The organism is Aeromonas sp. QDB23 (assembly GCF_027707745.1).
In the GTDB taxonomy this organism is placed as follows: domain Bacteria; phylum Pseudomonadota; class Gammaproteobacteria; order Enterobacterales; family Aeromonadaceae; genus Aeromonas; species Aeromonas allosaccharophila.
This window is the reverse complement of record NZ_JAPCJA010000023.1, coordinates 32,342-57,674: the sequence shown is the minus strand read 5'-3', so window position 1 is coordinate 57,674 and position 25,333 is coordinate 32,342. Positions and strand designations below refer to the sequence as shown.

21 protein-coding genes are annotated in these 25,333 nt (G+C 60.2%); 16 read left to right on the top strand and 5 right to left on the bottom strand.

Annotation, left to right across the window (positions count from 1 at the left end; all coding sequences use genetic code 11):
* The first annotated feature begins 5 nt into the window (after positions 1-5).
* The 4 genes from PG888_RS11825 (at position 6) to PG888_RS11810 (ending at position 4,943) form a co-directional block, all read left to right on the top strand.
* Positions 6-374 carry a hypothetical protein gene (locus tag PG888_RS11825; protein ID WP_182938953.1) on the top strand — a complete coding sequence of 123 codons (369 nt, stop codon included), beginning with the start codon at positions 6-8 and terminating at the stop codon, positions 372-374.
* Between the two features lie 169 nt (positions 375-543).
* Entirely contained in the window at positions 544-1,683 is a 1,140-nt protein-coding gene (locus tag PG888_RS11820) for a hypothetical protein (protein WP_270693415.1), read from the top strand.
* Entirely contained in the window at positions 1,673-2,299 is a 627-nt protein-coding gene (locus PG888_RS11815; protein ID WP_182938951.1) for a hypothetical protein, read from the top strand. Before PG888_RS11820 ends, PG888_RS11815 begins: the two co-directional genes overlap by 11 nt.
* Before the next feature lie 199 nt (positions 2,300-2,498).
* Positions 2,499-4,943 carry a sensor domain-containing protein gene (locus tag PG888_RS11810; protein ID WP_182938950.1) on the top strand — a complete coding sequence of 815 codons (2,445 nt, stop codon included), beginning with the start codon at positions 2,499-2,501 and terminating at the stop codon, positions 4,941-4,943.
* 57 nt (positions 4,944-5,000) lie between these two features.
* Here PG888_RS11810 and PG888_RS11805 read toward each other — a convergent pair whose 3' ends face one another.
* Entirely contained in the window at positions 5,001-5,279 is a 279-nt protein-coding gene (locus PG888_RS11805) for a hypothetical protein (RefSeq protein WP_182938949.1), read from the bottom strand.
* A 168-nt stretch (positions 5,280-5,447) separates the two neighbouring features.
* Between PG888_RS11805 and acs the strand changes: the two genes are divergently transcribed.
* From acs to PG888_RS11770, 7 genes are all read left to right on the top strand, one after another.
* Positions 5,448-7,394 carry an acetate--CoA ligase gene (gene acs, locus PG888_RS11800; protein WP_182938948.1) on the top strand — a complete coding sequence of 649 codons (1,947 nt, stop codon included), beginning with the start codon at positions 5,448-5,450 and terminating at the stop codon, positions 7,392-7,394.
* Positions 7,395-7,682: 288 nt separating this feature from the next.
* Positions 7,683-8,132 carry a type II 3-dehydroquinate dehydratase gene (gene aroQ, locus PG888_RS11795; RefSeq protein WP_042060050.1) on the top strand — a complete coding sequence of 150 codons (450 nt, stop codon included), beginning with the start codon at positions 7,683-7,685 and terminating at the stop codon, positions 8,130-8,132.
* 36 nt (positions 8,133-8,168) lie between these two features.
* The gene (gene accB, locus PG888_RS11790; protein WP_182938947.1) at positions 8,169-8,624 is read left to right on the top strand and encodes an acetyl-CoA carboxylase biotin carboxyl carrier protein; all 456 of its coding nucleotides are present in this window, start codon (positions 8,169-8,171) and stop codon (positions 8,622-8,624) included.
* 15 nt (positions 8,625-8,639) lie between these two features.
* Positions 8,640-9,980 carry an acetyl-CoA carboxylase biotin carboxylase subunit gene (gene accC / locus PG888_RS11785; RefSeq protein ID WP_042060046.1) on the top strand — a complete coding sequence of 447 codons (1,341 nt, stop codon included), beginning with the start codon at positions 8,640-8,642 and terminating at the stop codon, positions 9,978-9,980.
* Between the two features lie 163 nt (positions 9,981-10,143).
* Entirely contained in the window at positions 10,144-10,407 is a 264-nt protein-coding gene (locus tag PG888_RS11780; RefSeq protein WP_069556466.1) for a YhdT family protein, read from the top strand.
* Entirely contained in the window at positions 10,397-11,854 is a 1,458-nt protein-coding gene (gene panF, locus PG888_RS11775; RefSeq protein WP_111805143.1) for a sodium/pantothenate symporter, read from the top strand. The genes PG888_RS11780 and panF overlap by 11 nt, the downstream gene beginning before the upstream one ends.
* Before the next feature lie 89 nt (positions 11,855-11,943).
* Positions 11,944-13,371: a PTS transporter subunit EIIC gene (locus PG888_RS11770; protein WP_058052415.1), complete on the top strand. Its 1,428-nt coding sequence runs from the start codon at positions 11,944-11,946 to the stop codon at positions 13,369-13,371.
* A 1-nt stretch (position 13,372) separates the two neighbouring features.
* Here PG888_RS11770 and PG888_RS11765 read toward each other — a convergent pair whose 3' ends face one another.
* Complete coding sequence (locus PG888_RS11765) at positions 13,373-14,245, bottom strand: LysR family transcriptional regulator (protein WP_182938946.1); 873 nt, start codon at positions 14,243-14,245, stop codon at positions 13,373-13,375.
* Positions 14,246-14,345: 100 nt separating this feature from the next.
* On the opposite strand from PG888_RS11765, the gene PG888_RS11760 reads away from it, so the two are divergent.
* The 4 genes from PG888_RS11760 (at position 14,346) to PG888_RS11745 (ending at position 18,578) form a co-directional block, all read left to right on the top strand.
* Positions 14,346-15,362 (top strand): zinc-binding alcohol dehydrogenase family protein, encoded by a 1,017-nt coding sequence (locus tag PG888_RS11760; RefSeq protein ID WP_182938945.1) that lies wholly within the window; start codon positions 14,346-14,348, stop codon positions 15,360-15,362.
* 537 nt (positions 15,363-15,899) lie between these two features.
* Entirely contained in the window at positions 15,900-16,778 is an 879-nt protein-coding gene (prmA, locus tag PG888_RS11755; RefSeq protein WP_182938944.1) for a 50S ribosomal protein L11 methyltransferase, read from the top strand.
* 201 nt (positions 16,779-16,979) lie between these two features.
* Entirely contained in the window at positions 16,980-17,957 is a 978-nt protein-coding gene (locus PG888_RS11750) for a D-2-hydroxyacid dehydrogenase family protein (protein WP_234601234.1), read from the top strand.
* A gap of 66 nt (positions 17,958-18,023) precedes the next feature.
* Entirely contained in the window at positions 18,024-18,578 is a 555-nt protein-coding gene (locus PG888_RS11745; RefSeq protein ID WP_182938942.1) for a sugar O-acetyltransferase, read from the top strand.
* Between the two features lie 380 nt (positions 18,579-18,958).
* Here the strand turns inward: PG888_RS11745 and PG888_RS11740 are convergent, their stop codons facing one another.
* Positions 18,959-19,507 carry an NAD(P)H nitroreductase gene (locus tag PG888_RS11740; RefSeq protein WP_042060031.1) on the bottom strand — a complete coding sequence of 183 codons (549 nt, stop codon included), beginning with the start codon at positions 19,505-19,507 and terminating at the stop codon, positions 18,959-18,961.
* Between the two features lie 114 nt (positions 19,508-19,621).
* Positions 19,622-21,649 (bottom strand): NADPH-dependent 2,4-dienoyl-CoA reductase, encoded by a 2,028-nt coding sequence (locus tag PG888_RS11735; protein WP_182938941.1) that lies wholly within the window; start codon positions 21,647-21,649, stop codon positions 19,622-19,624.
* A gap of 318 nt (positions 21,650-21,967) precedes the next feature.
* Between PG888_RS11735 and sppA the strand changes: the two genes are divergently transcribed.
* Positions 21,968-23,812 (top strand): signal peptide peptidase SppA, encoded by a 1,845-nt coding sequence (gene sppA, locus PG888_RS11730; protein ID WP_182938940.1) that lies wholly within the window; start codon positions 21,968-21,970, stop codon positions 23,810-23,812.
* Between the two features lie 91 nt (positions 23,813-23,903).
* Here the strand turns inward: sppA and PG888_RS11725 are convergent, their stop codons facing one another.
* Entirely contained in the window at positions 23,904-24,824 is a 921-nt protein-coding gene (locus PG888_RS11725) for a L,D-transpeptidase family protein (protein WP_042656694.1), read from the bottom strand.
* Between the last annotated feature and the right edge of the window lie 509 nt (positions 24,825-25,333).

Genomic DNA, 25,333 nt, shown 5'->3' with positions numbered 1-25,333 from the left:
CCGCGATGAAAACAGCCCTGCTTCTGATTGCATGCTGGCTGCTGGCCCTGATCCCGCTGGATCAGGGCATGACCCCTCTCGTCACCCTGCTGTTCCATCCGGATCGCGAGCTCTACGGCACTGCCCAGCTCACCGGCTTTGGCGGTATCCTGCTCACCCTCTACCTCGCCAATCTCGGGGTCGAGGTGGTACTGCGCCGCCGCTTCCAGATCGCCGGCATGCTGGCGCTGCTGGCCGCCTGGATTGATTTCATCAACTGCAGCGGCAACCAGTCATACTTTCTGCTGCTCTATCTGCTGGCTCTGCCATTCCACCTGCTCGGCTGGCTGGTACTGGTGCGCGGCATTCAGGCATTTGGTCGTCAAAAAGGCTAAAAAAACCGGCCAAACCATTACAAATCATGACAGCCAAATTCTTCTTACCCCAGTCATGGCAAGGGTAAGGGGTGGAAGTCGGGTAATATTCGCTTACATTCAGCCCCCGTTCAGTTTTGTTGCAACCGTTATAGTGCGGCTCCTTTTCAACCGATCCAGGAGCAACCCCATGCCTCTACAGGACGCACGCATCACGGGTCTCGACCTGTTGCGAGGGCTCGTCATCTTTATGGCCGTCTTCGAGCACTACACCGGCTACCTCAACTACTGGTATATCGACTTTTTCACTCGCGAACACGCCTTGTGGGACAGCTTCTATCTCTCCCACAAAGCCATGGCTGGCCACCTGCTGCCCATGGATCACATCACGGCCCAGGTCTCGGCCTGGCTGATCCCCTGGGTCAGCCAGATCTACCTGGCGCTGGCCGCCTTCAACCTGAGTCGTCGTGACCAGGCCAGCTTCAGACCGCAGCTAAAAAGCAAGCTGGTGCTGTTTGTCAGCATCATCGCCGTGCTTTATGTGGAGGGGCTGGTCATCGCCCCCAACTTCGGCGAGGCCATCTCCTTCTATCCGGTGATGCTCTGGATGTGTCTGCTGGCGCTCTTCTCGCTGGTGTATGGCTGGTTTGGCATTCGCGGCATGCTGGTACTGACCGTGCTCAGCCTGTTGCTGGATCAGTTCGGTGTACAGACCCTGCTTGGCCATATCGACAGCTGGATGAAGCTGCACGTTCACCCCGACTATGAGCTGGATGCCCGCCTCGATCTCTTCATGGCCAGCGGCTGTTTCGGCTTTCTCTATGGCTGGTGCTGGCATCAGCGCCCCCAGTGGCGGGATCGCCTCAATCGCTTGGTGCTCACCCTTTCCGTGGTGGCGCTCGCCATCTATCTGCGCCTTGGCGAGACCAGCTCGGTCGAACTCAACGACATTTACGCCAACGAACATGAGCTGGCGCTGGACATGACGGGCCGTGCCGGGATCTGGGGCATGGAGTTTCTGGTGATCGGCATCATCCTGTGGCTGCATCAGCGCAATATTCGTCTCTGCTGGCGACCGCTCAACTGGATCGGCATGTACTCCCTGACCGTCTTCATCTTCCACAAGAGCATCTTCGTCCACCTGTGGGGCCCCCTGCTGCTATGGTGGACGGCTCGTCAGGGCACCATATTGCCCAACAGCTTCGGCCTGATCATGCTGCTCTGTTGCGCCAGCGTACTGCTTATCCATGCTTTCCAGCGCTCCGGCATCATCTGTCACCTGATGGGGATGCATCAGGATCGGGACTGGCAACGACTGTATGGCAAATAAGCGCGGGTTACTGCTGCTCATCGCTCTGATCTCGCCCTTCCCGGCCAGGGCGCTGGTCATGGGCAGCCAATGGCAACTCGACAGCAGCCGGGCGGGAGAGGGCGCCGACTCCACAGTGCAACTATGGCTCGGCTATGAACGCGAAACACAGATGGGCCTTATCTTTATCGATGGCCAAAGTGCGGGCGTCGCGTTGCCCCTTTATCAACAGAGTTTTATCGCGGTGGGGGTCAGCCCCATGCAGGTGGCGGATCACACCCGTTTCGGCGCGCTATGGCGCCTTGGCTGGCAACTGGATGACGAACATCAACTGAGCATTGGCCAGCTTTATGATGTGACCGGTCGTTATGGCCAGATCTGGTATATGGAGCATTCACTCCCGCTGCCTGCCAACGTCTCCCTTAATCTCTGGCTGACGAGAGGTAACCAGGCACACATGTCTGCATATGATGCCGAAGAGGGGTGGCGTGAATGGGGAATGACGCTGGAGCGAAGCTGGAGCTGGGATCAATGGACGCTGGATACCGAAGTGGGTGCGAAACAATGGTTGATGAAGGAACGTGACTGGCAACCCACCATCAGCCTGACGCTGCGCTACCAATTCAGTTTGCAATAGGTGGGAGGAACTCAAAAAAGTCCCAGCATTACCCTCATATGGATACTGCCACCCAGCGACCGCACACCGCAGATGGTCGATACATGGCACAACTTTTTCTCAACAAACAGCAAGATAACTCTGCTGGGCACCCCCTGAAAGCGTTCGTGCCATACTGGAAACCAACACAAGTGATAAATCAATCAATGCCGAGGTCATCATGGATGGGAAGCCTTTCAACGCCGCCACCGAGGCAATCTTGACCCAGCTGTCAGATCACACCGTCCTGACACAGCTGATGGATAACGCCCCTCTGGGCATCGGTGTATTTGACCGCGAATTTCGCTACCGCAAAGTCAATCAGGTGCTGGCCGACATCAATGGCAAAAGCATCGAGGATCATCAGGGCAAGCACCTCAGAGAGGTGGTGCCCAAACTGGCTCCGACGCTGGAACCCATGTTTCAGCAGATCATGCGCAGCGGCATTCCCTACGTGGATATCGCCATCACGGGTCAAACGGCTGCGTATGACAGCAGCTCCCGCCGCTTTCAGGCCACCTACAGCCCGATGCGCAATGAGCAGGGCGAGCTGAGCGGCATCCTCGCCATCGTGAGGGATATCACCGAGCAGTATGAAACCGAACAGCGGCTGCAACTGGCGATGCGCGCAGCTCAAATCGGTGTGTGGGAGTGGCACGTGGCGGAGGACAGATTGCTGTTCGATGGCCAGATTGAGCCGCTGCTGGGCATCGAGGCCAACCAGTTCCACGGCGGGCTGCAAGCGTTCGTCGACTGCTTTGAACCGGGATCAGGCAGCCAGCTCAAGGCGGCCCTGCAAAGCCATGACCCCATCCATCTCACCCTGAGCTACCTCACCGCCCTCAAAGAGCGGCACTGGGTCGATATTCATGCCGACCATGTGCCCGCCACCGAGTCGGTCGGCCACCGGGTCATGGGCGTCATTCACAATGCCACCGCCCGCCGCCGTCAGGAGGAGCGGCTCCATCAGGCCAACGTGGTCTTCGATACCACGGCCGAGGGGATCATCATCCTCGACAGCGAACACCATATTTTGTCGGTCAACCCGGCCTTCACCATGCTGACCCAATACAATGCCGAGGAGGTGATAGGGCGCACCCCGGATATCATCATGCACCCCAGGCGCTACACCGACCTCGACTATCCCTGGTATCACCTGCGTCCCGGCAACAACGCCTGGCATGGCGAGATGGTCTGCCTGCGCAAGGATGGCAGCTACTTCTCCTCCTGGCAGCAGATCAGCGCTGTCTACGACAACTTCAACAACACCACCCACTATGTGATCGCCCTCTCCGACATCAGCGCCATTCGCAAGGTGGAGGCCGAGCTGAATCACCTTGCCTATCACGATCCCCTGACCGAGCTGGGCAATCGCCATCTGTTGCAGGAGCGGCTGGCCCTTGAGCTGAAAACCGCGCAGCTCAATCACAAACGGTTGGGACTGCTCTTTATCGATCTGGATGGCTTCAAGCTGATCAACGACAGCCTGGGACACGGGGTTGGCGATGAGCTGCTCAAGCGGCTTGCTGAGCGGATCCGCGGCTGCCTGCAGCACAACGATCTGGCAACCCGCCTCGGTGGTGACGAGTTTCTGGTGCTGATCCCCTATCTGGAGGAGCCTGACGAGCTGGCGACCCTCGCCAATACCCTGCTGAGAGTCTTGCGCGAGCCGGTTGAGCTGGCCCATGAGCTGGTGGCTATCTCGGCGAGTATCGGTATCGCCATCTATCCGGATCATGCCGACAGCCCGGAAACTCTGGTCAGCGCCGCCGACAGTGCCATGTACGAGGCGAAGAGTCAGGGGCGCAACGGCTTCCAGTTCTATACCCCCAGCATGGCGGCTCGGGCCCGCGAGCGGATGCAGATTGAGCAGGGTCTGCTCAAGGCCCTTGAGCTCGAACAGCTCTGCATCTTCTATCAACCCATGACCAATCTGGCCAACGGCCACCTGAGCGGGCTGGAAGCGCTGCTGCGCTGGCAACACCCCAATGAGGGGATGATAGCGCCGACCCGCTTTATTCCGGTGGCGGAGGAGTGCGGACTGATCGAGAAGATTGGCGAGTGGGTGATGCGCAACGCCTGCGAGCAGGGGAAAAACTGGCTGGCCGCCGGGCTGCCGGTGCCCCGCTTGTCGGTTAATGTGTCGGTGCGGGAGATGCGCTCCCCCGGCTACGTTGAGCGGGTCGCAGCCATTCTGGCCGAGACCGGATTTCCGCCAGAGCGGCTGGAAATTGAGGTGACGGAGAGCATCATCCAGCGGGTCGAACAGAGTCTGGATCTCTTTACCCGCCTGAAAAATCTCGGCGTGCAGATTGCCATCGATGACTTTGGCACCGGCTTCTCGTCACTGAGTCTGCTCAAGACCCTGCCGATCGATCGCATCAAGATCGACCGGGCCTTTGTGCAGGCATTACCGGAAGACAAGAACAGTCGGGAGCTCTGCCGCACCATCATCAATCTGGCCGACAGTCTGGATATGGAGGTCACCGCCGAGGGAATTGAAACCAAGGCACAACACGCCTTCTTGCAGTCACTCAACTGCGGCGAAGGACAGGGCTATCTGTTCAGCAAACCACTGCATGTCGAGCATATGGGGGATCGCCTGCATCAGCGCTATGCCTCATAGCGGCAGGCAATGCTCATCACCAGCCGGGAGGCATCCGCCTCCTGGCTGCCAACCGGATTACCACTCAATCTGCACGCGGGATTCCCAACCATCATCACGGTCATTGAGCATGCGCGTCAGCGGTGATTCGCCAGCATAGCGGGGGGCAGGCTCCCTGAAGGTGAGTCTGGTGCCGGGCTCTTTGGCCTGCCATGCATGACCAAGCTGATCGGCCACCCGATCACGCAGCGCGGGTGAGGCCTCCTGATGGGTGATCGCAAACTCTTTCAGCGGTTCACCAGCAGGCACTGGCGCATCAAACTGCCAGAGGGATGCACAGAGCAACAGGGAAAACATAATCACCTCCAATTAATCGACACGCCCCTTTTACCCGCTCACCGATTAATTGTCACTCTTTGCCCTGTAACCAACTGTTGCCGCCTATCCAAAAGTCTAATTGCCCCCCGCTACCAAAGGTATAAGTTGTTAAGAAACCATTAAAAGATCTATTCAAAGGAGTGACAGATGAGCGAGAGCAAGGTCTACCCGGTCAAATCCCATATCAGCGACAGCGCCCTGCTGGACAAGGCCGGGTACGAGGCCATGTATCAGGCCTCCATCGACAATCCGGACGCCTTCTGGGGAGAGCAGGGGAAAATCCTCGACTGGATGACACCCTATACCAAGGTCAAGAACACCTCCTACGATCCGGGCCATGTCTCCATCAAATGGTTTGAAGATGGCCAGCTCAACGTCTCGGCCAACTGTCTCGATCGCCATCTCGCCGAACGGGGTGACAAGGTCGCCATCATCTGGGAAGGGGACAACCCCGCCGAAGATCGTAAACTCACTTACCGTGAGCTGCACAGCGAAGTGTGCAAGTTTGCCAACGTATTGAAAGCACAAGGGGTTCACCGCGGCGACGTGGTCTGCCTCTATATGCCCATGGTGCCCGAAGCCGCCATCGCCATGCTGGCCTGTACCCGCATCGGCGCGGTACACAGCATCGTCTTCGGCGGCTTTTCGCCGGAAGCGCTGGCCGGTCGCATCATCGACTCGGGCTCGCGCATCGTGATCACCGCCGACGAGGGACTGCGTGGCGGCCGTCCGGTGCCGCTGAAGAAGAATGTGGATGAAGCGCTCACCAACCCGGATACCCAGGTCAGCAAGGTGATCGTGCTCAAGCGCACTGGGGGTAATGTCGCCTGGCACAACCACCGCGACATCTGGTGGCACGAAGCGACCGCTGCCGTCAGCAGCGACTGCCCGCCCGAGGCGATGAACGCCGAAGATCCGCTCTTTATCCTCTATACCTCCGGCTCCACCGGCAAACCCAAGGGCGTGTTGCACACCACCGGCGGCTATCTGGTTTATGCCACCCTCACCTTCAAATATGTGTTCGACTACCACGAACAGGACATCTACTGGTGTACCGCCGACGTGGGCTGGGTCACCGGCCACTCCTATCTGGTCTACGGGCCGCTGGCCAATGGCGCCACCACCATCATGTTCGAAGGGGTGCCCAACTACCCGGCCACCAACCGCATGAGCCAGGTAGTGGACAAGCACCAGGTCACCATTCTCTATACCGCCCCCACCGCCATCCGCGCGCTGATGGCCAAGGGCAACGAAGCGGTCACCGGCACCTCGCGCCAGAGCCTGCGCATCATGGGCTCGGTGGGTGAGCCCATTAACCCGGAAGCCTGGGAGTGGTACTACCGCACCATTGGCGATGAGCGCTGCCCCATCGTCGATACCTGGTGGCAGACCGAGACCGGCGGCATCCTGATTACGCCGCTGCCCGGCGTCACCGACCTGAAACCGGGCTCGGCCACCCGCCCCTTCTTCGGGGTGCAACCGGCGCTGGTGGACAACATGGGCGAGCCGCTGGAGGGTGCCACCGAGGGCAATCTGGTGATCACCGACTCCTGGCCGGGTCAGATGCGCACCGTATTTGGCGATCATGAGCGCTTCGAGCAGACCTACTTCTCCACCTTCCCCGGCCGCTACTTCACTGGCGACGGTGCCCGTCGCGATGCCGATGGCTACTACTGGATCACCGGTCGGGTGGATGATGTACTGAACGTCTCCGGCCACCGCATGGGTACCGCCGAAATTGAATCGGCGCTGGTGGCCCATCCCAAGATCGCCGAAGCGGCGGTGGTGGGGGTTCCTCACGAGATCAAGGGTCAGGGCATCTACGCCTATGTCACCCTGATCGCCGGGGAAGAGCCGAGCCGCGAGCTGCACAAAGAGGTGAAAGAGTGGGTGCGCAAGGAGATTGGCGCCATCGCCACGCCAGATGTCATTCACTGGGCGGAGGGGCTGCCGAAGACCCGTTCCGGCAAGATCATGCGCCGGATCTTGCGCAAGATCGCCACCGGCGAGACCGACAGTCTGGGGGATATCTCCACCCTGGCGGATCCGGGCGTAGTAGACAAACTTATCCGCGAGAAGTCGGAAGCCGCCTGATCCCGCTTCGTTTGTTGCTCAGCAAAGCCGGCCCTGCGCCGGCTTTGACGTTTCTCATCCGCCAGCAAACAGCAAGGCGGCAGTCACGGAGCCTTGCCGACCGAAACGCGCAATAAATAGCCAGATGTAGAGATTAGACCAGTAAAATGCTGCTAATTTTCACGAAATCAATATAATTGCGAAATCTGTGTGCCAGGGCACACCGATTTGCGCAGAAAATGGCTAGATTTCTGGTAGTCCACAAGATAGCTGATAGATAGCAGCATTATCATCGAGGATGCACTCAATATGTCGCAAAATCACCGAATTCTCCTGCTCAACGGACCAAACCTGAATCTGCTGGGCAAACGGGAACCGGGTATCTACGGCAGCAAGACGCTCGATGAGATCGTCGCCGATCTGAAGCTTAACGCCAGCGAACTCGGTGTCACTCTGGAACATCTGCAATCCAACGCCGAACATGAGTTGGTCAGCCGCATCCATCAGGCCATGGGCCAGGTGGATTTTATCATCATCAATCCAGCCGCCTTCACCCACACCAGCGTCGCTATTCGCGATGCGCTGCTGGGCGTTGCCATCCCTTTTATCGAGGTTCACCTGTCAAACGTCCATGCCAGGGAGCCGTTCCGTCATCACTCCTATCTGTCTGATGTCGCCAAAGGGGTCATTTGTGGTCTGGGAGCCGATGGCTACCAATTCGCTTTAACCGCGGCCGTGCACCATCTGCGCGCGGCTTGATAATCACTGATCAGATAAAGAAGAAAGAGAATGCTAATGGATATCCGCAAAATCAAGAAGCTGATTGAACTGGTTGAAGAGTCCGGCATCGCCGAACTGGAGATCTCCGAAGGTGAAGAGTCCGTTCGCATCAGCCGCAACTTCTCCGGTCAGGTGACCACCGCCATGCCGCAGATGATGATGCAGCAAGCCGCTCCGGTTGCCGCACCTACCGCTGCCACCCCGGTTGCCGCACCTGCCGCTGATGCCGCGCCGAGCGGTCACCTGATGCGCTCCCCGATGGTTGGCTCCTTCTACCGCTCCTCTAGCCCGGATGCCAAACCGTTCGCGGAAGTGGGTCAGCACGTCAATGTCGGCGACACCCTGTGCATCGTCGAAGCCATGAAAATGATGAACCAAATCGAGTCTGACAAGGCCGGTGTGATCAAAGCGATCCTGGTTGAAAATGGTCAGGCCGTCGAATTTGACGAGCCGCTGTTCATCATCGAATAAGGGAAATCGCCACCCATGTTGGACAAAGTAGTCATCGCCAACCGCGGTGAAATTGCCCTGCGGATCCTGCGCGCTTGTAAAGAGCTCGGGATCAAGACAGTGGCCGTTCACTCCACCGCCGACCGGGAGCTCAAACATGTGCTGCTGGCCGACGAATCCATCTGTATCGGCAAACCGGCCAGTACCGACTCCTACCTCAACGTCCCGGCGATCATCGCCGCCGCCGAGGTAACCGGTGCCGTGGCTATCCACCCGGGTTACGGCTTCCTCTCCGAGAACGCCGACTTCGCCGAAGTGGTCGAAAAATCCGGCTTCATCTTCATCGGCCCTAGGCCTGAGACCATTCGCCTGATGGGTGACAAGGTCTCTGCCATCGAAGCGATGAAGAAGGCTGGCGTACCGTGCGTACCGGGCTCTGACGGCCCCGTCGACAACGACGCCAAGCACAACGCCGCCATTGCCAAACGCATCGGCTATCCGGTGATCATCAAGGCCGCCGGTGGCGGTGGTGGTCGCGGTATGCGCGTGGTGCGCAATGAGGCGGAACTGGCGGGCGCCATCGCCCTGACCAAATCCGAAGCAGGCCAGTTCTTCAAGAACGACATGGTCTACATGGAGAAGTACCTGGAAAACCCGCGCCACATCGAAATTCAGGTGTTGGCTGACGGCCAGGGCAACGCCCTCTATCTGGGCGAGCGTGACTGTTCCATGCAGCGTCGCCACCAGAAAGTGGTGGAAGAGGCACCGGCACCCGGCATCACCGCCGAGATGCGCAAGTTCATCGGCGAGCGCTGCGTGCGCGCCTGTATCGAGATCGGCTACCGCGGTGCGGGTACTTTCGAGTTCCTGTACGAGAACGGCGAGTTCTATTTCATCGAAATGAACACCCGTATTCAGGTTGAGCATCCGGTCACCGAGATGGTCACCGGTATCGATCTCATCAAGGAGCAGCTGCGCATCGCCGCCGGTCAGCCCCTGTCGATCACCCAGCAGGATATCCGCATCCGTGGCCATGCCATCGAGTGCCGGATCAACGCCGAAGATCCGGCCACCTTCATGCCCTCTCCGGGTCTGGTGCAGCGCTTCCACGCGCCGGGTGGTCTGGGTGTGCGTTGGGACTCCCACATCTATGCCGGTTACAAGGTACCACCCCACTACGATTCGATGATCGGCAAGCTGATCTGCTACGGCGAGAATCGTGACATTGCCATCGCCCGCATGCGCCATGCGCTGGACGAGCTGGTGGTGGAAGGGATCAAGACCAACGTACCGTTGCAAAAAGAGATCATGAAAGACGAAAACTTCCAGCACGGTGGCACCAATATCCACTATCTGCACAAGAAGTTGGGTCTGTAAGATCTCGCAGGCAGAACAATCACTTCCGGCCGGATAGCAGCCAGCTGTTTATCTGCAATCCAGCCGGAAGTCAGCTCCGCAAGGAGTCTCTGCTGAAAAAGGGCCATGGCGACATGGCCCTTTTTTGTTATCCTTGCGCCCCTCAAATTTGTCGGAGGCCAAGGTGAACCGTTTTGCTCTCGCCCGCCGGGAAGCAGCTTTCTGCCTGCTGCTGACCCTGTTCTACTTCTTTGCCTGGTATGGCACCGCCTATTTTATCCCGCTCCAGCTGGAGTTGTGGGGGCTGCCACTGTGGTTCCTGCTCAGCTGCATGGTGATGCCACTGCTGTTCATTCTGCTCTGCGCCCTGATGGTGAACCGGCTGTTTGTGGAGATCCCCCTCGATACCCACGCCCCTTCCGGCAAGGAGTCATCCCATGAATCTTGAGCTGATGCTGCCGCTCGTCATCTATCTGGTGCTGGTGCTGGGGGTCGGTTTCTGGGCCAGCCGCCATCGCGCCGAAGGCAACTTCGTGCAGGAGTATTTCATCGGCAACCGCAGCATGGGCGGGCTGGTGCTGGCGATGACGCTAGTGGCCACCTACACCTCGGCCTCCTCCTTTATCGGCGGGCCGGGTGCGGCCTACAAGATTGGTCTGGGCTGGGTGTTGCTGGCGATGATCCAGCTGCCCACCGTCTGGCTCACCCTGGGGGTACTGGGCAAGAAGTTCGCCATCATCGCCCGCCGGGTCAATGCGGTGACCATCAACGACATGCTGTGGGCCCGCTACCAGAGCAAGGCGGTGGTGATACTCGGCTCCGTCACTATCATCCTCGCCTTTATCGCGACCATGGTGGTGCAGTTTATCGGCGGCGCCCGCCTGCTGGAGACCGCCACCGGACTCTCCTACCAGCAGGGGTTGATGCTGTTTGCCAGCTGCGTGCTGCTCTACACCATCATCGGCGGCTTTCGTGCGGTGGTGATGACCGATGCCCTGCAGGGGATCATCATGCTGATCGGCACCGGCGCCCTGCTGGCGGGGATTCTGATTGCCGGTGACGGCCTGCCGAACCTCATCCACCAGCTCAGGGAGATCGATCCCAAGCTGGTGAGCCCGCAAGGGGCCGATGACATGCTGACCCAGCCCTTTATGCTGAGCTTCTGGATCCTGGTCTGTGTCGGGGTGGTCGGTCTGCCCCACTCGGCGCTGCGCTGCTTTGGCTATCGCGACAGCAAGGCGCTCCATCGCGGCATTCTGATCGGCACCGTGGTCAGCGCCCTGCTGATGTTCGGCATGCATCTGGCTGGCGCCCTTGGCCGCGCCATCCTGCCCGGCATGGACAGCCCGGACAAGATCATGCCCTCCCTGATGATGGAAGTGCTGCCCCCCTGGCTGGCCGGTGTCTTTCTGGCGGCGCCGATGGCGGCCATCATGTCCACCATCGACTCCCAGCTGATCCAGGCCTCAGCCACTCTGGTGAAAGATCTCTACCTCAACTACCTGAGTCCGAAGCAGGAGAAGCTGGAAGTGCGCATTCCGCGTCTCTCTCTGCTCTGTACCCTGATCCTCGGCACTCTGGTGCTGCTGGCGGCGTTGCAACCGCCCGAGATGATCATCTGGCTCAACCTGCTCGCCTTTGGCGGTCTGCAGGCGGTGTTCCTCTGGCCGCTGGTGCTTGGCCTCTACTGGTCGCGGGCCAACGGCCCGGGCGCGCTGGCCAGCATGGTCAGCGGCATCGTCAGCTATGGGGTACTGAGTCAGTGGGGGATCAAGCTGGCTGGCCTGCACGCCATCGTGCCGAGCCTCACGCTGGCGCTGGTGATCTTTATCGCGGTGAGCCTGCTGACGGCGCCGCCCTCGCGGGAAGTGCGCGAGCTTTTCGAGCAGAAATAATAAAAAGATAAATTAGGGGTTCCAAAACTATCCCCAAATGGGTGGTTTCCGGTTAAACTGTGCGCCAAGTCACAAAAAGTAGCCGCTGTATGCCCGTAAAAGCCACTCGACAAGTCGTCACTCAAGCCCTGCAGCGGCTCGGTTATGCCCTGCTGCTGCCCGTCTCCATCCTGCCGATGGCGGCGTTGATCTACCGGCTTGGGCAACCCGACGTACTCGATTTGGCGGTGCTCTCCCTCACCGGTCAGGCGATCTTCAGCCAGATGCCGCTCATCTATGCGGTGGCGATCGCCTTTGGCCTGAGTCGGCAGGAGCTGGGCGGACAGACGCTGGCGGGGGCGGTCAACTTCCTGCTGCTCAGCACCGCTTTCAACACGCTGGCCCCCAACCTGCACGCCGACATGATCTGCGGCCTGCTGGCGGGGCTCACCACCGCCATCATCTATCCCTGGGTTCACCAGCAAACACTGCCTCGCTGGCTGCAGATCGCCAAGGGGGAGTTTCCCAGCCTGCTGGTGTCGGCCTTGGCCTGTCTGCTGATCGCCATTCCCCTCTCGCTGCTGTGGCCGCCGCTGGAGCGCGGGCTGACCCTGCTCACCTCCGAGCTGCTCACCACGCCGTTTGGCGCCTTCTGCTACGGCACCCTCAACCGCTTGTTGATCCCGCTCGGGCTGCATCAGGTATTGGGCAGCGTCATCGGCCTTGGCGAGAGCAACCTGCAGGCGCTGGCTGCCGCCCAACCCCTTCATGAAGGGTATGTGGCCGGTCTCTACCCCATCATCATGTTCGGCCTGCCGGGCGCCTGTTTTGCCATCTGGCTGCATCGCCAACGGATGCAGCGGCTGCCGCAGGGCGGGCTGCTGCTCACTCTGGCGCTCACCTCGGCACTGGTGGGCATCACAGAGCCCATCGAGTTTCTGTTCGCCTTTACCGCCCCCTGGCTGTTTCTCGCCCACGCCCTGCTGACCGGGCTGTCGCTGGCTGTTTGTAGCGGGCTGGGGATCAAGGTGGGCAGTTACTTCTCCGCCGGACTGCTGGATCTGGTGCTGAGTTATCAATCCGGTGAGCACAGCTTCTGGCTCATTCCGGTCGGTATCCTGTTCTTCGTCGCCTACACCCTGCTGTTCTATCAGCTGCTGGAGCGCGCCCCCCTCAGCATGCCGAGCAAACCCATCGCTGTGGAGCATCCGCGCCTCGCCAGCGTCGCCCCCTCCGACCCGCAGATGCTGGCGATCCAGTACCTCAAGGTGCTGGGCGGGATGGACAATCTGGTGGCGATGAGCGTCTGCCTCACCCGGCTCAGCCTGCGGGTGCGCGATATTTCGCTGGTGGATCAATCCCGCCTGCTGGGGCTGGGCTGCCTCTCCTGGATCCAGCTCAACGACCACCAGCTGGTGCTGGTGCTGGGCCCCAGTGCCAGCCTGATTGAAGGGCAGATCCGCATGCTGGCGGAGCGCCAGTCGGTGCCCCTTGGCCTCAAACCCAATCAGGAGTCGGCCAGCCAGAGCAGCTGGTAACTCAGGCGAACGACAACCGCTCGGCCACGAAATCCATCAGGGTGCGCAGGGCGGGGGCCAGATGCTCCCGACTCGGATAGATAAGGTAAAACGGGTTGGCCGGAATGGGCTGATCCGGCAACACCTTCTGCAATCGCCCCGCCGCCAAATCCCCCTCACAGACATGGTGGGGCAACAAGGCAATCCCCCCGTCATGGAGCGCCATCTCCCGCAGCGCCAGCAAGCTGTTGCTGACACAGGCCCCCTGCGGCCGCCAGCCCCCCTCCTGCAATGGCCACACCGGCATGGCCGAGTGCACCAGACAGGCATAACGTCCCAGCTCGCTCAGCTGTTGCGGCATGCCGTGAGCCGCCAGATAGGCAGGTGCCGCCACCAGATGGCGTGCCACCTGACCGATGCGCCGACAGATGAGGCTGGAGTCTTTCAGCGGCGCCGCCCGCAGCGCCAGATCGTAACCCTCCCCCACCAGATCGAGCTGTTCGTCACTCAGGGTCAGCTCCAGCACTACCTCTGGATAGAGGGCGCGAAACTCGGCGAGGATCCGGCCAAGCAGCAGGGTGCCGGTCGCCTCGGGGGCGGTGATCCGCACCCGCCCCGCCGGGGCCGAGCGCAGCCTTGCCATCGCCAGATTGGCGCTGCGCGCCAGTGCCAGCAATCCCTGACAGTGTTCGACATAGAGTTCCCCCTGCGGCGTCAGGCTCAACCTGCGGGTGGTGCGCTGCAACAGCCGCACCCCGAGCTGGGATTCGAGCCGCGAGATCTTCTGACTCACCGACGACTTGGGCATACCGAGCAGCTCGGCGGCTCGGGTAAAGCTCCCCTGCTCCACCACGGTGGCGAACAGTCCCATCAACTCCAGATCGACATTGTTCATATACTCAAACAGTCTTTACCGATTACCCATCTTAATCTTGATAATCAACCAGACTAGAGTGAGTGGCAATCCCGAACACACCGATTTAAAAGGAAAAGCCATGAAAGCCATAGCCCTGACTCACTATCTGCCAAGCGACCACCCCGACTGCTTTATCGCCGCCAACCTGCCCGACCCCAACCCTGGCCCGCGGGACCTGCTGGTGCGGGTCACAGCTACCTCCGTCAATCCAGTGGATACCAAGGTGCGCTCCCCCAAGGCCAAAATTGAAAGCTCACCCCGGGTACTGGGTTGGGATGCGGTGGGAGAAGTGATCGCCACCGGCAGCGAAGTGACCCTGTTCAAGGCGGGCGATCGGGTCTGGTATGCCGGCGACATTAGCCGTCCGGGCAGCAACAGCGCCTTGCAACTGGTGGATGAGCGCATCGCCGCGATCGCCCCCACCAGCTTGAGCGATGTGGAGGCCGCCGCCCTGCCGCTCACCGCCATCACCGCCTGGGAGACCCTGTTCGAGCGCTTCGCCCTCACCCGCGAGAGCCGTGGCAAACTGCTGATCATCGGCGGCGCCGGTGGCGTGGGCTCCATTGCCATCCAACTGGCCCGCCAGCTCACCGGCATGGAGGTGATTGCGACCGCATCCCGCCCAGAGAGCCGTGAGTGGTGCCTCGAAATGGGCGCCCATCAGGTCGTGAACCACCACAAGTTGCAGGAGGAGCTGACCGCCCTTGGCATCACTCAGGTCGATGCCATCTTCTGCACCAACGCCACCGCCGAGCACTGGGCCACCATGGCCGGGCTGATCCGCCCGTTTGGCCATATCTGTACCATCGCCGAATCGAGCGAGCCGTGGGATCTCTCCCTGCTCAAGAGCAAGAGTGTCACCTTCAGCCAGGAGTTCATGTTCACCCGCTCCCTGTTCCAGACGCCGGACATGATCGAGCAGCACCGCCTGCTCGGCCGGGTGGCGGCACTGGTCGATGAAGGGGTACTGCAGACCACCCTGACCAGGACCATCCCTTCGCTGACCCCGGTCACGCTGGCTCAGGCCCATGCCGAGGTGGAGGCGGGCCGCATGGTAGGCAAGCTGGTGATCGACATGAGCGGCTTTGCCAACTAAGCCCTCAAACGCACCATGATGGGATAAGTTCACCAAGGAGATGCCCCAAACGGGCACAACCAGCGGCGCTCATGTCAGCCAGTGGCAGGCCAACGTCCGACAATCAGCCAAAAAAGAGGCCATTTCGCGAGAAATGGCCTGAATACCTGAACATTGGGGTAACAATCACACACATATCCTTATGCAGGACATATTAGTCTTTGCATCTGGCGTGCCAACAGCAGCATGAATGCGCCCAAACGGCGTCAGCCCGTCCTTGAGCAAGGTGCCGACCTTGCTCTTTTTTTGTCTGGCAGACTGTTTACCAGGCCAACAAACAAAGATAAAAAAATGCCACCCGAGGGTGGCAGTGAAAGATGACGGAACTTGAGCAAAGCGTTCAGCGAAAACCGATCGTCTTCGCCTGCATAGAGCAATACAGGAACCGTGCCAATCCGGCAAAAGCCCCCATATCCCCCCACATCATGGGCAAACCACGACAGCACTGCCCCATGATGATAGAATCTCGCGGTTTCACATTTATGAAGAGTCGACGCCATGCCCTGGATACAAATTCGAATCAACGCCACTGCCAAGACCGCAGACAAGGTGAGCAACATGCTGCTGGGGCGTGGAGCCCAGGCCGTGACCTTTATGGATGCCAAGGATGTGCCCGTCTATGAACCCATGCCCGGTGAAACCCCGCTCTGGGGCGAGACCGAAGTGATGGGTCTGTTCGATGCCGAAACCGATCCGGCCCCCACCATCGCCTTCTTCCAGCAGATTTTCGGCGAAAACGTCGGCTACAAGGTCGAGCAGCTGGAAGACAAGGACTGGGTGCGCGAGTGGATGGATCACTTCCACCCCATGCAGTTTGGCGAGCGCCTCTGGATCTGCCCGAGCTGGCGCGATGTGCCGAACCCCGATGCGGTCAACGTCATGCTGGATCCGGGTCTGGCCTTCGGTACCGGTACCCACCCCACCACCGCCCTCTGCCTGCAGTGGCTGGACGGACTGGATCTGACCGGTAAAACCGTGGTCGACTTTGGTTGTGGCTCCGGCATTCTCGGCATCGCCGCCCTGAAGCTGGGCGCCGCCCGCGTCATCGGCATCGACATCGACCCGCAAGCCATCCAGGCCAGCCGCGACAACGCCGAGCGTAACGGGGTTGCGGGCCAGATCGAACTCTACCTGCCGGCCGACCAGCCGCAAGATGTCGAAGCGGACGTGGTGGTCGCCAACATCCTGGCCGGCCCGCTGCGCGAACTGGCGCCACTTATAGCCGGCCACGGCAAAGCGGGCAGCCTGATGGCCCTCTCCGGCGTGCTGGAGAGCCAGGCGCCGGAGCTGGAAACCATCTACGGCCAGTGGTTCGAGATGGACCCGACCGCCGTCAAGGAAGAGTGGTGCCGCCTCTCCGGCCGCAAGCACGGCTAAGCGCGGGCAACATAGACGCCAACCTCATGCCATCAGGGCTCCCATTCGGGGGCCCTGATTGTTTTGGCCTGTCGAACTCTTCCAGGTCCGTGGACATGGGCATGATCGCCCTCCCTTCTGATTGTGTTCGTTTGAAAACAACACTCGCCTTTATTCCGGTAAGATAGCGATCCGAGCCAACGCAACCGAGAGGGACTTCTTATGCGGATTGCCATTCTGGATGACTATCAGGATCAGGTGCGCCACCTCCCCTGCTTTGCGCTGCTTGCAGCTCATGACGTTATCATCCTCAACCAGAGCGAACCGGATCCGGCGCGACTTGCAGCCAAGCTGGCAGATGTGGAAGCACTGGTGCTGATCCGCGAGCGTACCCGCATCGACGAACAACTGCTGATGCGGCTTCCCACCCTTAAACTCATCAGCCAGACCGGCAAAATCAGCCAGCATATCGACCCGGCACTGTGCCAGCGGTACGGCGTTGCCGTGGCAGAAGGCGTAGGCAGCCCCATTGCCCCCGCCGAGCTCTGCTGGGCGCTCATCATGGCCGCCTCCCGCCATATTCCGGCTTACAGCCAAGCGCTGGGCCAAGGTCAATGGCAGCAATCCGGCAGCCTCGGTTTGGGACGCACTCTGCATGGCCTGACACTCGGCATCTGGGGCTACGGCAAGATAGGCCAGCGGATCGCCCGCTATGGCAAGGCATTTGGCATGTCGGTACTGATATGGGGCAGTGAGGCTTCGCGAAGGCAGGCCGAGCTGGATGGCTATGCCAGCGCCTCTGGCAAGGAGGCGTTCTTCAGTCAAGCCGATATCCTCACACTGCATCTGCGCCTGAGCGAGACAACCCGCGGCGCTGTTACCCGCGCAGATCTGACCCGCATGAAAGGTGACTCTCTGCTGGTCAATACCAGCCGGGCCGAACTTATCGAGCCGGGCGCCCTCTATGCGGAGCTATGCAACCATCCTGGGAAACGGGCCGCGATCGATGTGTTTGACATCGAACCGGCAACGCCACAAAACGAGCCCCTGCTGCGCCTGCCCAACGTATTGGCGACACCTCATCTCGGCTATGTGGAGCAAAACAGCTACGAACTCTACTTTCGCGTGGCGTTCGAGAATGTTCTGGCCTTTGCCGAAGGCAGACCTGCCAATCTGGTTCTGCCCGTATCGGGTGGATGATCACGTTCCTCCTGCCGTATTGGCGCCAATATCCAATCCCATGACAGATGAAGGAAAGGAACCTCCATGAGCGAATACCAGAAGATGATCAGCAGCCAACCGTACAACTGCATGGCCCCCGAGTTGGCCCAGTTGCGCTTGGAGGCGGCACGGCGCTACCGCCGTTTCAATCAGGCGGAAGAGGACGCAGAGCAGCGGACACAGCTGGCGGAGCTGGTTGGCGAACTGGCAGAGAACGCCTTTATCTGCCCGCCCCTCTACTGTACCTATGGCCGCCACATCCACCTAGGCAAGGACTCCTACATCAATATGGGGGCGACCCTGCTGGATAATGCCCCCATCCGCATCGGCGCCAACGTGATGATTGGGCCAAATGTGCAGATCTATACCGCAGCCCATGCACTGGAGGCCGACGAACGGATTCAGGGAACAGAGACGGCGCTGCCGGTCACCATTGAAGATAAGGTCTGGATTGGGGGCGGCGCCATCTTGCTGCCCGGTGTCACCATAGGGCGAGAGGCGATCGTCGGCGCGGGTGCTGTAGTCACCAAAGATGTACCGGCCGGTGCCCGGGTAGTCGGCAACCCGGCCCGGATCCTGCCCGCCAAAAACAGGGCATAAGGTAGCCACCGGGCGGTGAGCCGATGCCGCCATCAGCTCACCGCCGCCCCGACACCTCATAAAAAATAAAGCCCAATGTCACGAAGACGTTGGGCTGTTAAAAGGTGCTACGGAATTGCGACTCTCATCGCAGAAAAATTAGAAGGAGTGCCCTTCTAAACTGGCAGGGAGATATTATCGAATGCGCAAACGTTTTACATAGTGAAATACAACAGGATTGCGAGGTACATCGCACTATTTAAATAATTACCTGCTATGGCACGCGAAGCCTCTTTGACCCATTTATTTTCCCCAACCACTCTGGTTACTATTCACGGTTAAACAAAAAAGCCCCGATTTCTCGAGGCTTTACTTTTTTCTAGCGCAACGTGACCGAAGTGTCAGAAACGGCGGACAAACTCATCGCGCGGCAGTTCGCGCAGTTTGCGCGCTTCCAGCATGGGGGTGCCGAGGTAGAGGAAGCCCACCAGCTGATCTTCCGCCGCCAATCCCAGTCCCTTGTTGATCTGCGCATCGAAGATAAACCAGCCGGAGCGCCAGATGCCGTTGAAGCCCTGCGCCTGCGCCGCCATCTGCATTGCCATCAGGGCGCAACCGGCGGAGAGCTCCTGCTCCAGTTTCGGCACCTTGGGGTGCTCCTGATAACGGGTTGCCACCGCCACGACCAAGGGCGCCCGCAGCGGCGCTTCGCTGCACTTCTTGACGCTATCGTCATCCTCGCCACGAGCACGGGCAGCCTCGGCCAACAGCTTGCCCAACCGCTCGCGCCCCTCCCCTTCAAACAGAATGAATTGCCAGGGAGTCAGGGTGCCGTGATCCGGCGCGCGCAGGCCCGCCTTGAGGATATTGTCGAGCACCTCACCACTCGGTGCGGGTGTGGTCAGGCGGCCACAGGAGTGGCGGTTGAGCAACAGGGTGAGGGCATCCATGGGCAATTCCTTCTCTGGGGCAATGATGGCGCTACCTTAGCACAGCACCGAATGAAGAAAACCCCTGAGGCTCAGGGGTTTATCGCACTATAAAGGGCAGGATGGCACAGCTGGCTAGATAACCGCAGCCAGCTCGGCCCCCTGGCGGATGGCCCGCTTGGCATCCAGCTCGGCAGCCACGTCGGCACCGCCGATGATGTGCACCGGCTTGCCTACCGCCTGCAACCCGGCCTGCAGCTCCTTGAGGGGCTCCTGCCCGGCGCAGACTATCACCTGATCCACCGGCAGACACTGCTTGGTCCCGCCCACCTGAATGTGCAAGCCCTCGTCATCGATCCCCAGATATTGCACCCCGGAGAGCATCTGCACCTTGCGGTTCTTGAGCACGGTACGGTGGATCCAGCCGGTGGTCTTGCCAAGGCCGTCACCCACCTTGCTCTCCTTGCGCTGGAGCAGCCAGATCTGGCGCTCGGGGGCGTCGATTTCAGGAGTCGTGAGGCCGCCACGCTCGCCGAGTTGCTTGTCAATGCCCCACTCCTTGAGCCAGTGATCACGGTGGCTCCCGGCATCTGTCTCAACCCTTTTCTCCACAAGGAATTCGGCCACATCGAAGCCGATACCGCCAGCGCCGATCACCGCCACCTTATCACCGACCGGCTTGTGATCCCGCAATACATCGAGGTAGTTCAATACCTTGGGATGCTCGATCCCCGGAATATTGGGGGTGCGCGGACGGATACCGGTGGCGAGGATCACCTCGTCAAAACCGCCGCCGAGCAGGCTCTCGGCACTCTGGCGCTGACCAAGGTAAAGCTCGACGCCGCACTTCTCCAACCGCTTGGCGAAATAGCGCAGGGTCTCGTGAAACTCCTCCTTGCCGGGGATCTGCTTGGCGAAATTGAACTGGCCGCCGATTTCGCTCGCCTGATCGAACAGGCTCACCTGATGGCCGCGCTCGGCGGCGTAGCAGGCAAACGCCAGCCCGGCCGGGCCTGCCCCCACAACCGCCAGCTTCTTGGGCTGTGGCACGCGGCCAAAGGTCAGCTCGGTCTCGAAACAGGCGCGGGGATTGACCAGACAGGAGGCCCGCTTCTGCTTGAAGACATGGTCAAGGCAAGCCTGGTTGCAGGCGATGCAGGTGTTGATCTCGTCCGCCCGATTCTCGGCCGCCTTGATGACAAATTCGGGATCCGCCAGGAAGGGGCGCGCCATGGAGACCATATCCGCCTCGCCGCCCACCAGAATGCGCTCGGCCACCTCCGGGGTGTTGATCCGGTTGGTGGTGATAAGCGGCACGGTGAGATGCTTTTTCAGCTCGGCAGTGACCCAGCTGAAGGCGCCGCGCGGCACGCTGGTGGCGATGGTGGGAATACGCGCCTCGTGCCAGCCGATGCCAGTGTTGATCAGGGTCACCCCCACCGCTTCCAGCGCTTTGCCTAGCGCAATCACCTCTTCCAGGGTCGAGCCCTGCTCCACCAGATCGAGCATGGAGAGGCGGAAGATAATGATGAAGTCGGTGCCGACCCGCTCGCGGATGGCGCGAACAATTTCCACCGGGAAGCGCATCCGGTTTTCGCTGCTGCCGCCCCAGCCATCGGTGCGCTTGTTGGTGCGCTCGCAGATGAACTGGTTGATGAGATAGCCTTCCGAGCCCATCACCTCGACGCCGTCATAACCGGCCGCCTTTGCCAACGCGGCAGTGGCCGCGAAGTCGCGAATGGTGCCGCGGATCTGCCGCTCGCTCATAGCGCGCGGCTTGAACGGGGAGATGGGCGCCTTGAGGGCGCTCGGCGCCAGACTGAAGGGATGGTAGGCGTAGCGACCGGCATGGAGGATCTGCAGCGCTATTTTGCCCCCCTCCTGATGCACGGCGCTGGTCACCTTCTTGTGCTTGCTCACCTGCCAGGGAAAGCTCAGCTGGGAGCCGTGAGGCACCAGCCGACCGCGCAGATTGGGGGCGATACCGCCGGTGACGATAAGGCCAACACCACCGCGGGCCCGCTCGGCATAGAAGGCAGCCAGCTTGTCAAAACCGCCCTTCTCCTCTTCGAGGCCAGTGTGCATGGAGCCCATCAACACCCGGTTGCGCAGCTGGGTAAAACCGAGGTCAAGGGGCGTCAGCAGATGGGGATAGCGACTCATGATGCCTTCCTCTTTAAGGCCTGGGTGCATGGAACAACGCCCAACACCCGGTTGCGCAGCTGGGTAAAGCCAAGGTCGAGCGGGGTCAGCAGGGTCGGATAGCGGCTCACGATGCCTCCAGTTAATTTTTTGTTATCAAACTGAGGCTAGAGTAAAGAATCGAAAATCCTTTTTCAAACAAATGTTTGGACAAATTTTCAGCGAACAGCCGTGCCCTGAACGAAGATAGGCGGGATCCGCCAGTGGGAAATGGCAATTTCGCCCGCAACTGGTTAATAATGACCCTTCTTTACCCATTAACAGGGCGATAACGCGACTATGTCTATTTTCAAAGGTCTGGGTTGGTTGTTCCGCAGCCTGTGGCGCCTGCTCAATTTCACCCGGCTGATGCTGGTCAATCTGCTGTTTCTCATCGTAGTGCTGGTCATCGTCTTCAGCGTCAGCCAGAAAGAGGCCCCTCAGGCTCCCATCGAAGGGGCGCTGACCCTCAATCTCAACGGGGTGCTGGTGGAGCAACGCTCCCAGACCGATCCCACCGTACAACTGCTGCGCCAGATGGACAGCAGCGACGAGCAACCGAGCGAGATCGTTCTCTCCGACCTGCTGTGGGCCATCAAGAGTGCCAAGGATGACGAGCGCATCAAGGCGCTGGTGATCAAGCCGCAAGGGCTGCAGGGGGCCAACTTCAGCAAACTGCAGGAGGTGGCGCGCGCCATCGACTCCTTCCGGGAGAGCGGCAAACCGGTGATCGCCATGGCCGACTTCTATAGCCAGGGCCAGTACCTGCTGGCGGCCCACGCCGATCACGTGCTGCTCAACCAGAGTGGCGCCGTGGTGATCGAGGGGCTTGGTGTCTACCAGACCTACTTCAAGTCGGCACTGGAGAAGCTCAACATCACCCCGCACGTGTTCAAGGTCGGCACCTACAAATCCTTCGTCGAGCCCTATACCCGCGACGAGATGTCCCCCGAGAGCAAGGAGGCAAACCAGCGCTGGCTAGATCAGCTGTGGCAATCCTATGTGGCGGATGTCGCCGAACAGCGGGAGATCGAACCCGATGCGGTCGCACCGGGCAAAGAGCGCTTCCTCGAGCTGCTGCGCAAAGCCGGTGGCAATGCCGCCAACTACGCCCTCGACAACGGTCTGGTGGATCAGCTGGCTACCCGCGACGAGATGACCCAGGCGGTCATTAAAGAGGTCGGTGAAGCGGACGATCACGGCTGGAAAGGGGTCGGCCTGAAAGAGTATCTGGCAGCCATCCCGGAACAATATCCCCAGAGCGGCAAGGATGAGGTGGGTTTGGTGGTCGCCAGCGGCGCCATCATGGATGGCGTGCAGCCTGCCGGTACCATAGGCGGTGATACCCTCTCCGATCTGCTGGCCGATGCCCGCCGCGATGACAAGGTTAAAGCCGTGGTCTTGCGGGTCGACAGCCCGGGCGGCAGCGCCTTTGCCGCTGAGCAGATCCGCGCCGAGCTGCTGGCCCTGAAACAAGCAGGCAAGCCGGTGGTGGTTTCCATGGGCAGCTATGCCGCCTCCGGTGGCTACTGGATCTCCGCCGATGCGGACAAGATTTTTGCCTTCCCGACCACTCTCACCGGCTCCATCGGGGTGTTCGGCATGTTCGCCACCATCGACAAGGCACTGGCCCAGTTCGGGGTACACACCGACGGGGTCGGCACCACAGATTACGTCGGCGTAGGCCCGACCCGCGCCCTGCCGGATCACGTCGGTCAGGCGATCCAGTTGAGCGTGGAAGATACCTATCAGCGCTTCATCGGTCTGGTCAGCAAGGGCCGCGGCCTGAGCCCGGAAGAGGCCGAGAAAGCGGCCGAAGGCCGGGTCTGGACCGGCGAAGACGCCAAGACCCTGGGTCTGGTGGACGAGTTCGGCAATCTGGATGACGCCATCAAGGCCGCAGCCGAACTGGCCAACCTCAAGGAGTGGCAGGTGACCCCCATCGAGCAGGAGGAGTCAGCCAAAGACAAGTTCCTGCGCCAGCTGTTCGACAGCAGCGCCCAAGTGCTGGCTCCGCAGTTGCAAAGCTGGTTGCCAGCGGGATTTGGCAAGGCGCTGGTGGAAGTGAACCGCAGCCTCGACCCGCTCACCCGCTTCAATGATCCGCAAGGCACCTACGCCTTCTGCCCGGTTTGCGTGCAGTAAGCAAGCGGCGAATGCCTCATAAAAAACGGCGACCAGATGGTCGCCGTTTTCTTTATCCTACGAGTGCCAGCGGCACCGCCAACTTGCTCAATCAGGGATTGAGGCGGGTCGGCATACCGGTACGCTGTTCCAGTACCTGCTTGACCACGTTGGAGTCAGACTCGGCGTGAGCGATGAAGCGGGTAATGGCCGGGGTCATCGGAAGCGGCACGGAAGCGGTGGAGTTGAACTCCTCTTCGTTGCGCGACAGCGGCTCGTGTACTTCCATGTAGCGACCGCCATCCGGCTCGACCGTGGTCTTGACCGGCTGGTTGACGAACTGGACACGGGTGCCGACCGGCACGTTGTCGAACAGATACTTGATGTCGTCGGCGCGCAGACGCACACAACCGCTGCTCACCCGCAGACCGATACCGAAGGTGGCGTTGGTGCCGTGGATGGCATAGAGGTTGCCGATGTAGAGGGCGTGCAGACCCATGGGGTTATCCGGGCCGGCTGGCCATACTGCAGGCAGGGTCTTGCCCTGGGCGGCATAGCGGCGACGGATGTTCTCGGTCGGGGTCCAGGTCGGGTTGGCGCGCTTGCGCTCTACCTTGGTGATCCAGTTCTCCGGGGTGTTGACCCCCAGTTGGCCGATGCCGATGGGCAGCACTTCCACCACGTTCTTCCCTTTCGGGTAGTAGTAGAGACGCATCTCGGCGACGTTGATGACGATCCCTTCGCGCGGCGCGTTGGGCAGGATCAGCTGGTGGGGGATGATCAGGGTGCTACCCGCCTTAGGCAGATAGGGATCAACACCCGGGTTGGCTTCCATGATGTTGGTCAGACCCAGCTGGAAGTCGGAGGCGATCTGCTCCAGCGGACGGTTGTCCGCAGGCACCACGTATTGCTGGTTTTCACCGATCAGGCGGCTGTTGGCCGCAGGCAGACGGTACTCGACGGCGGCAGCCTGCTGGCTGACCAGCGCAAATGTGCATAAAAGGGCCGAAGCGGCAGTGCGAAGGGGATTCATAAAATTCCTGTGTGGTTTCCTGTACCAAATGGGCCGGAGGCCGTCTTATCCTCGGTCTGCCGGTGGCGGGTCAACCTGCACCACGGCGCCAATAACCGAGCGCGCATTCTTTCCTGAGTCGGCCAAAATTTCAACTTCGATATGTTGCTTTTCTTGTTAAAAGTGGCCGTTTTCGGTGTGACGCTTCTCAACAGAGCAAAAGCCACCCTAGCAAGTCGCAGCTGAGAGAAAGATGAACGGTACTGGTGCCCAGCGAGCAGGCCCCCCCGCTTACCCGTCAACCACTCGCTGCGCCACCTGGTGTCACGGTTGCCGCGGTGGCTAAAACGTTTGTCACATTCGGGGAGATAAGCCAATGCAGGCAGTGGCACTTTATTGCCGTGAAAGGGATGAAACAGCGCATTGGCCACCAGCAGGTGCTGGCTGCCGCCATAAAAAAACCGCTCCGAAGAGCGGTTAATGGAGCCACCAGGCAACCATAAAAGGGACTACAGGTAGTTGTCATTGGC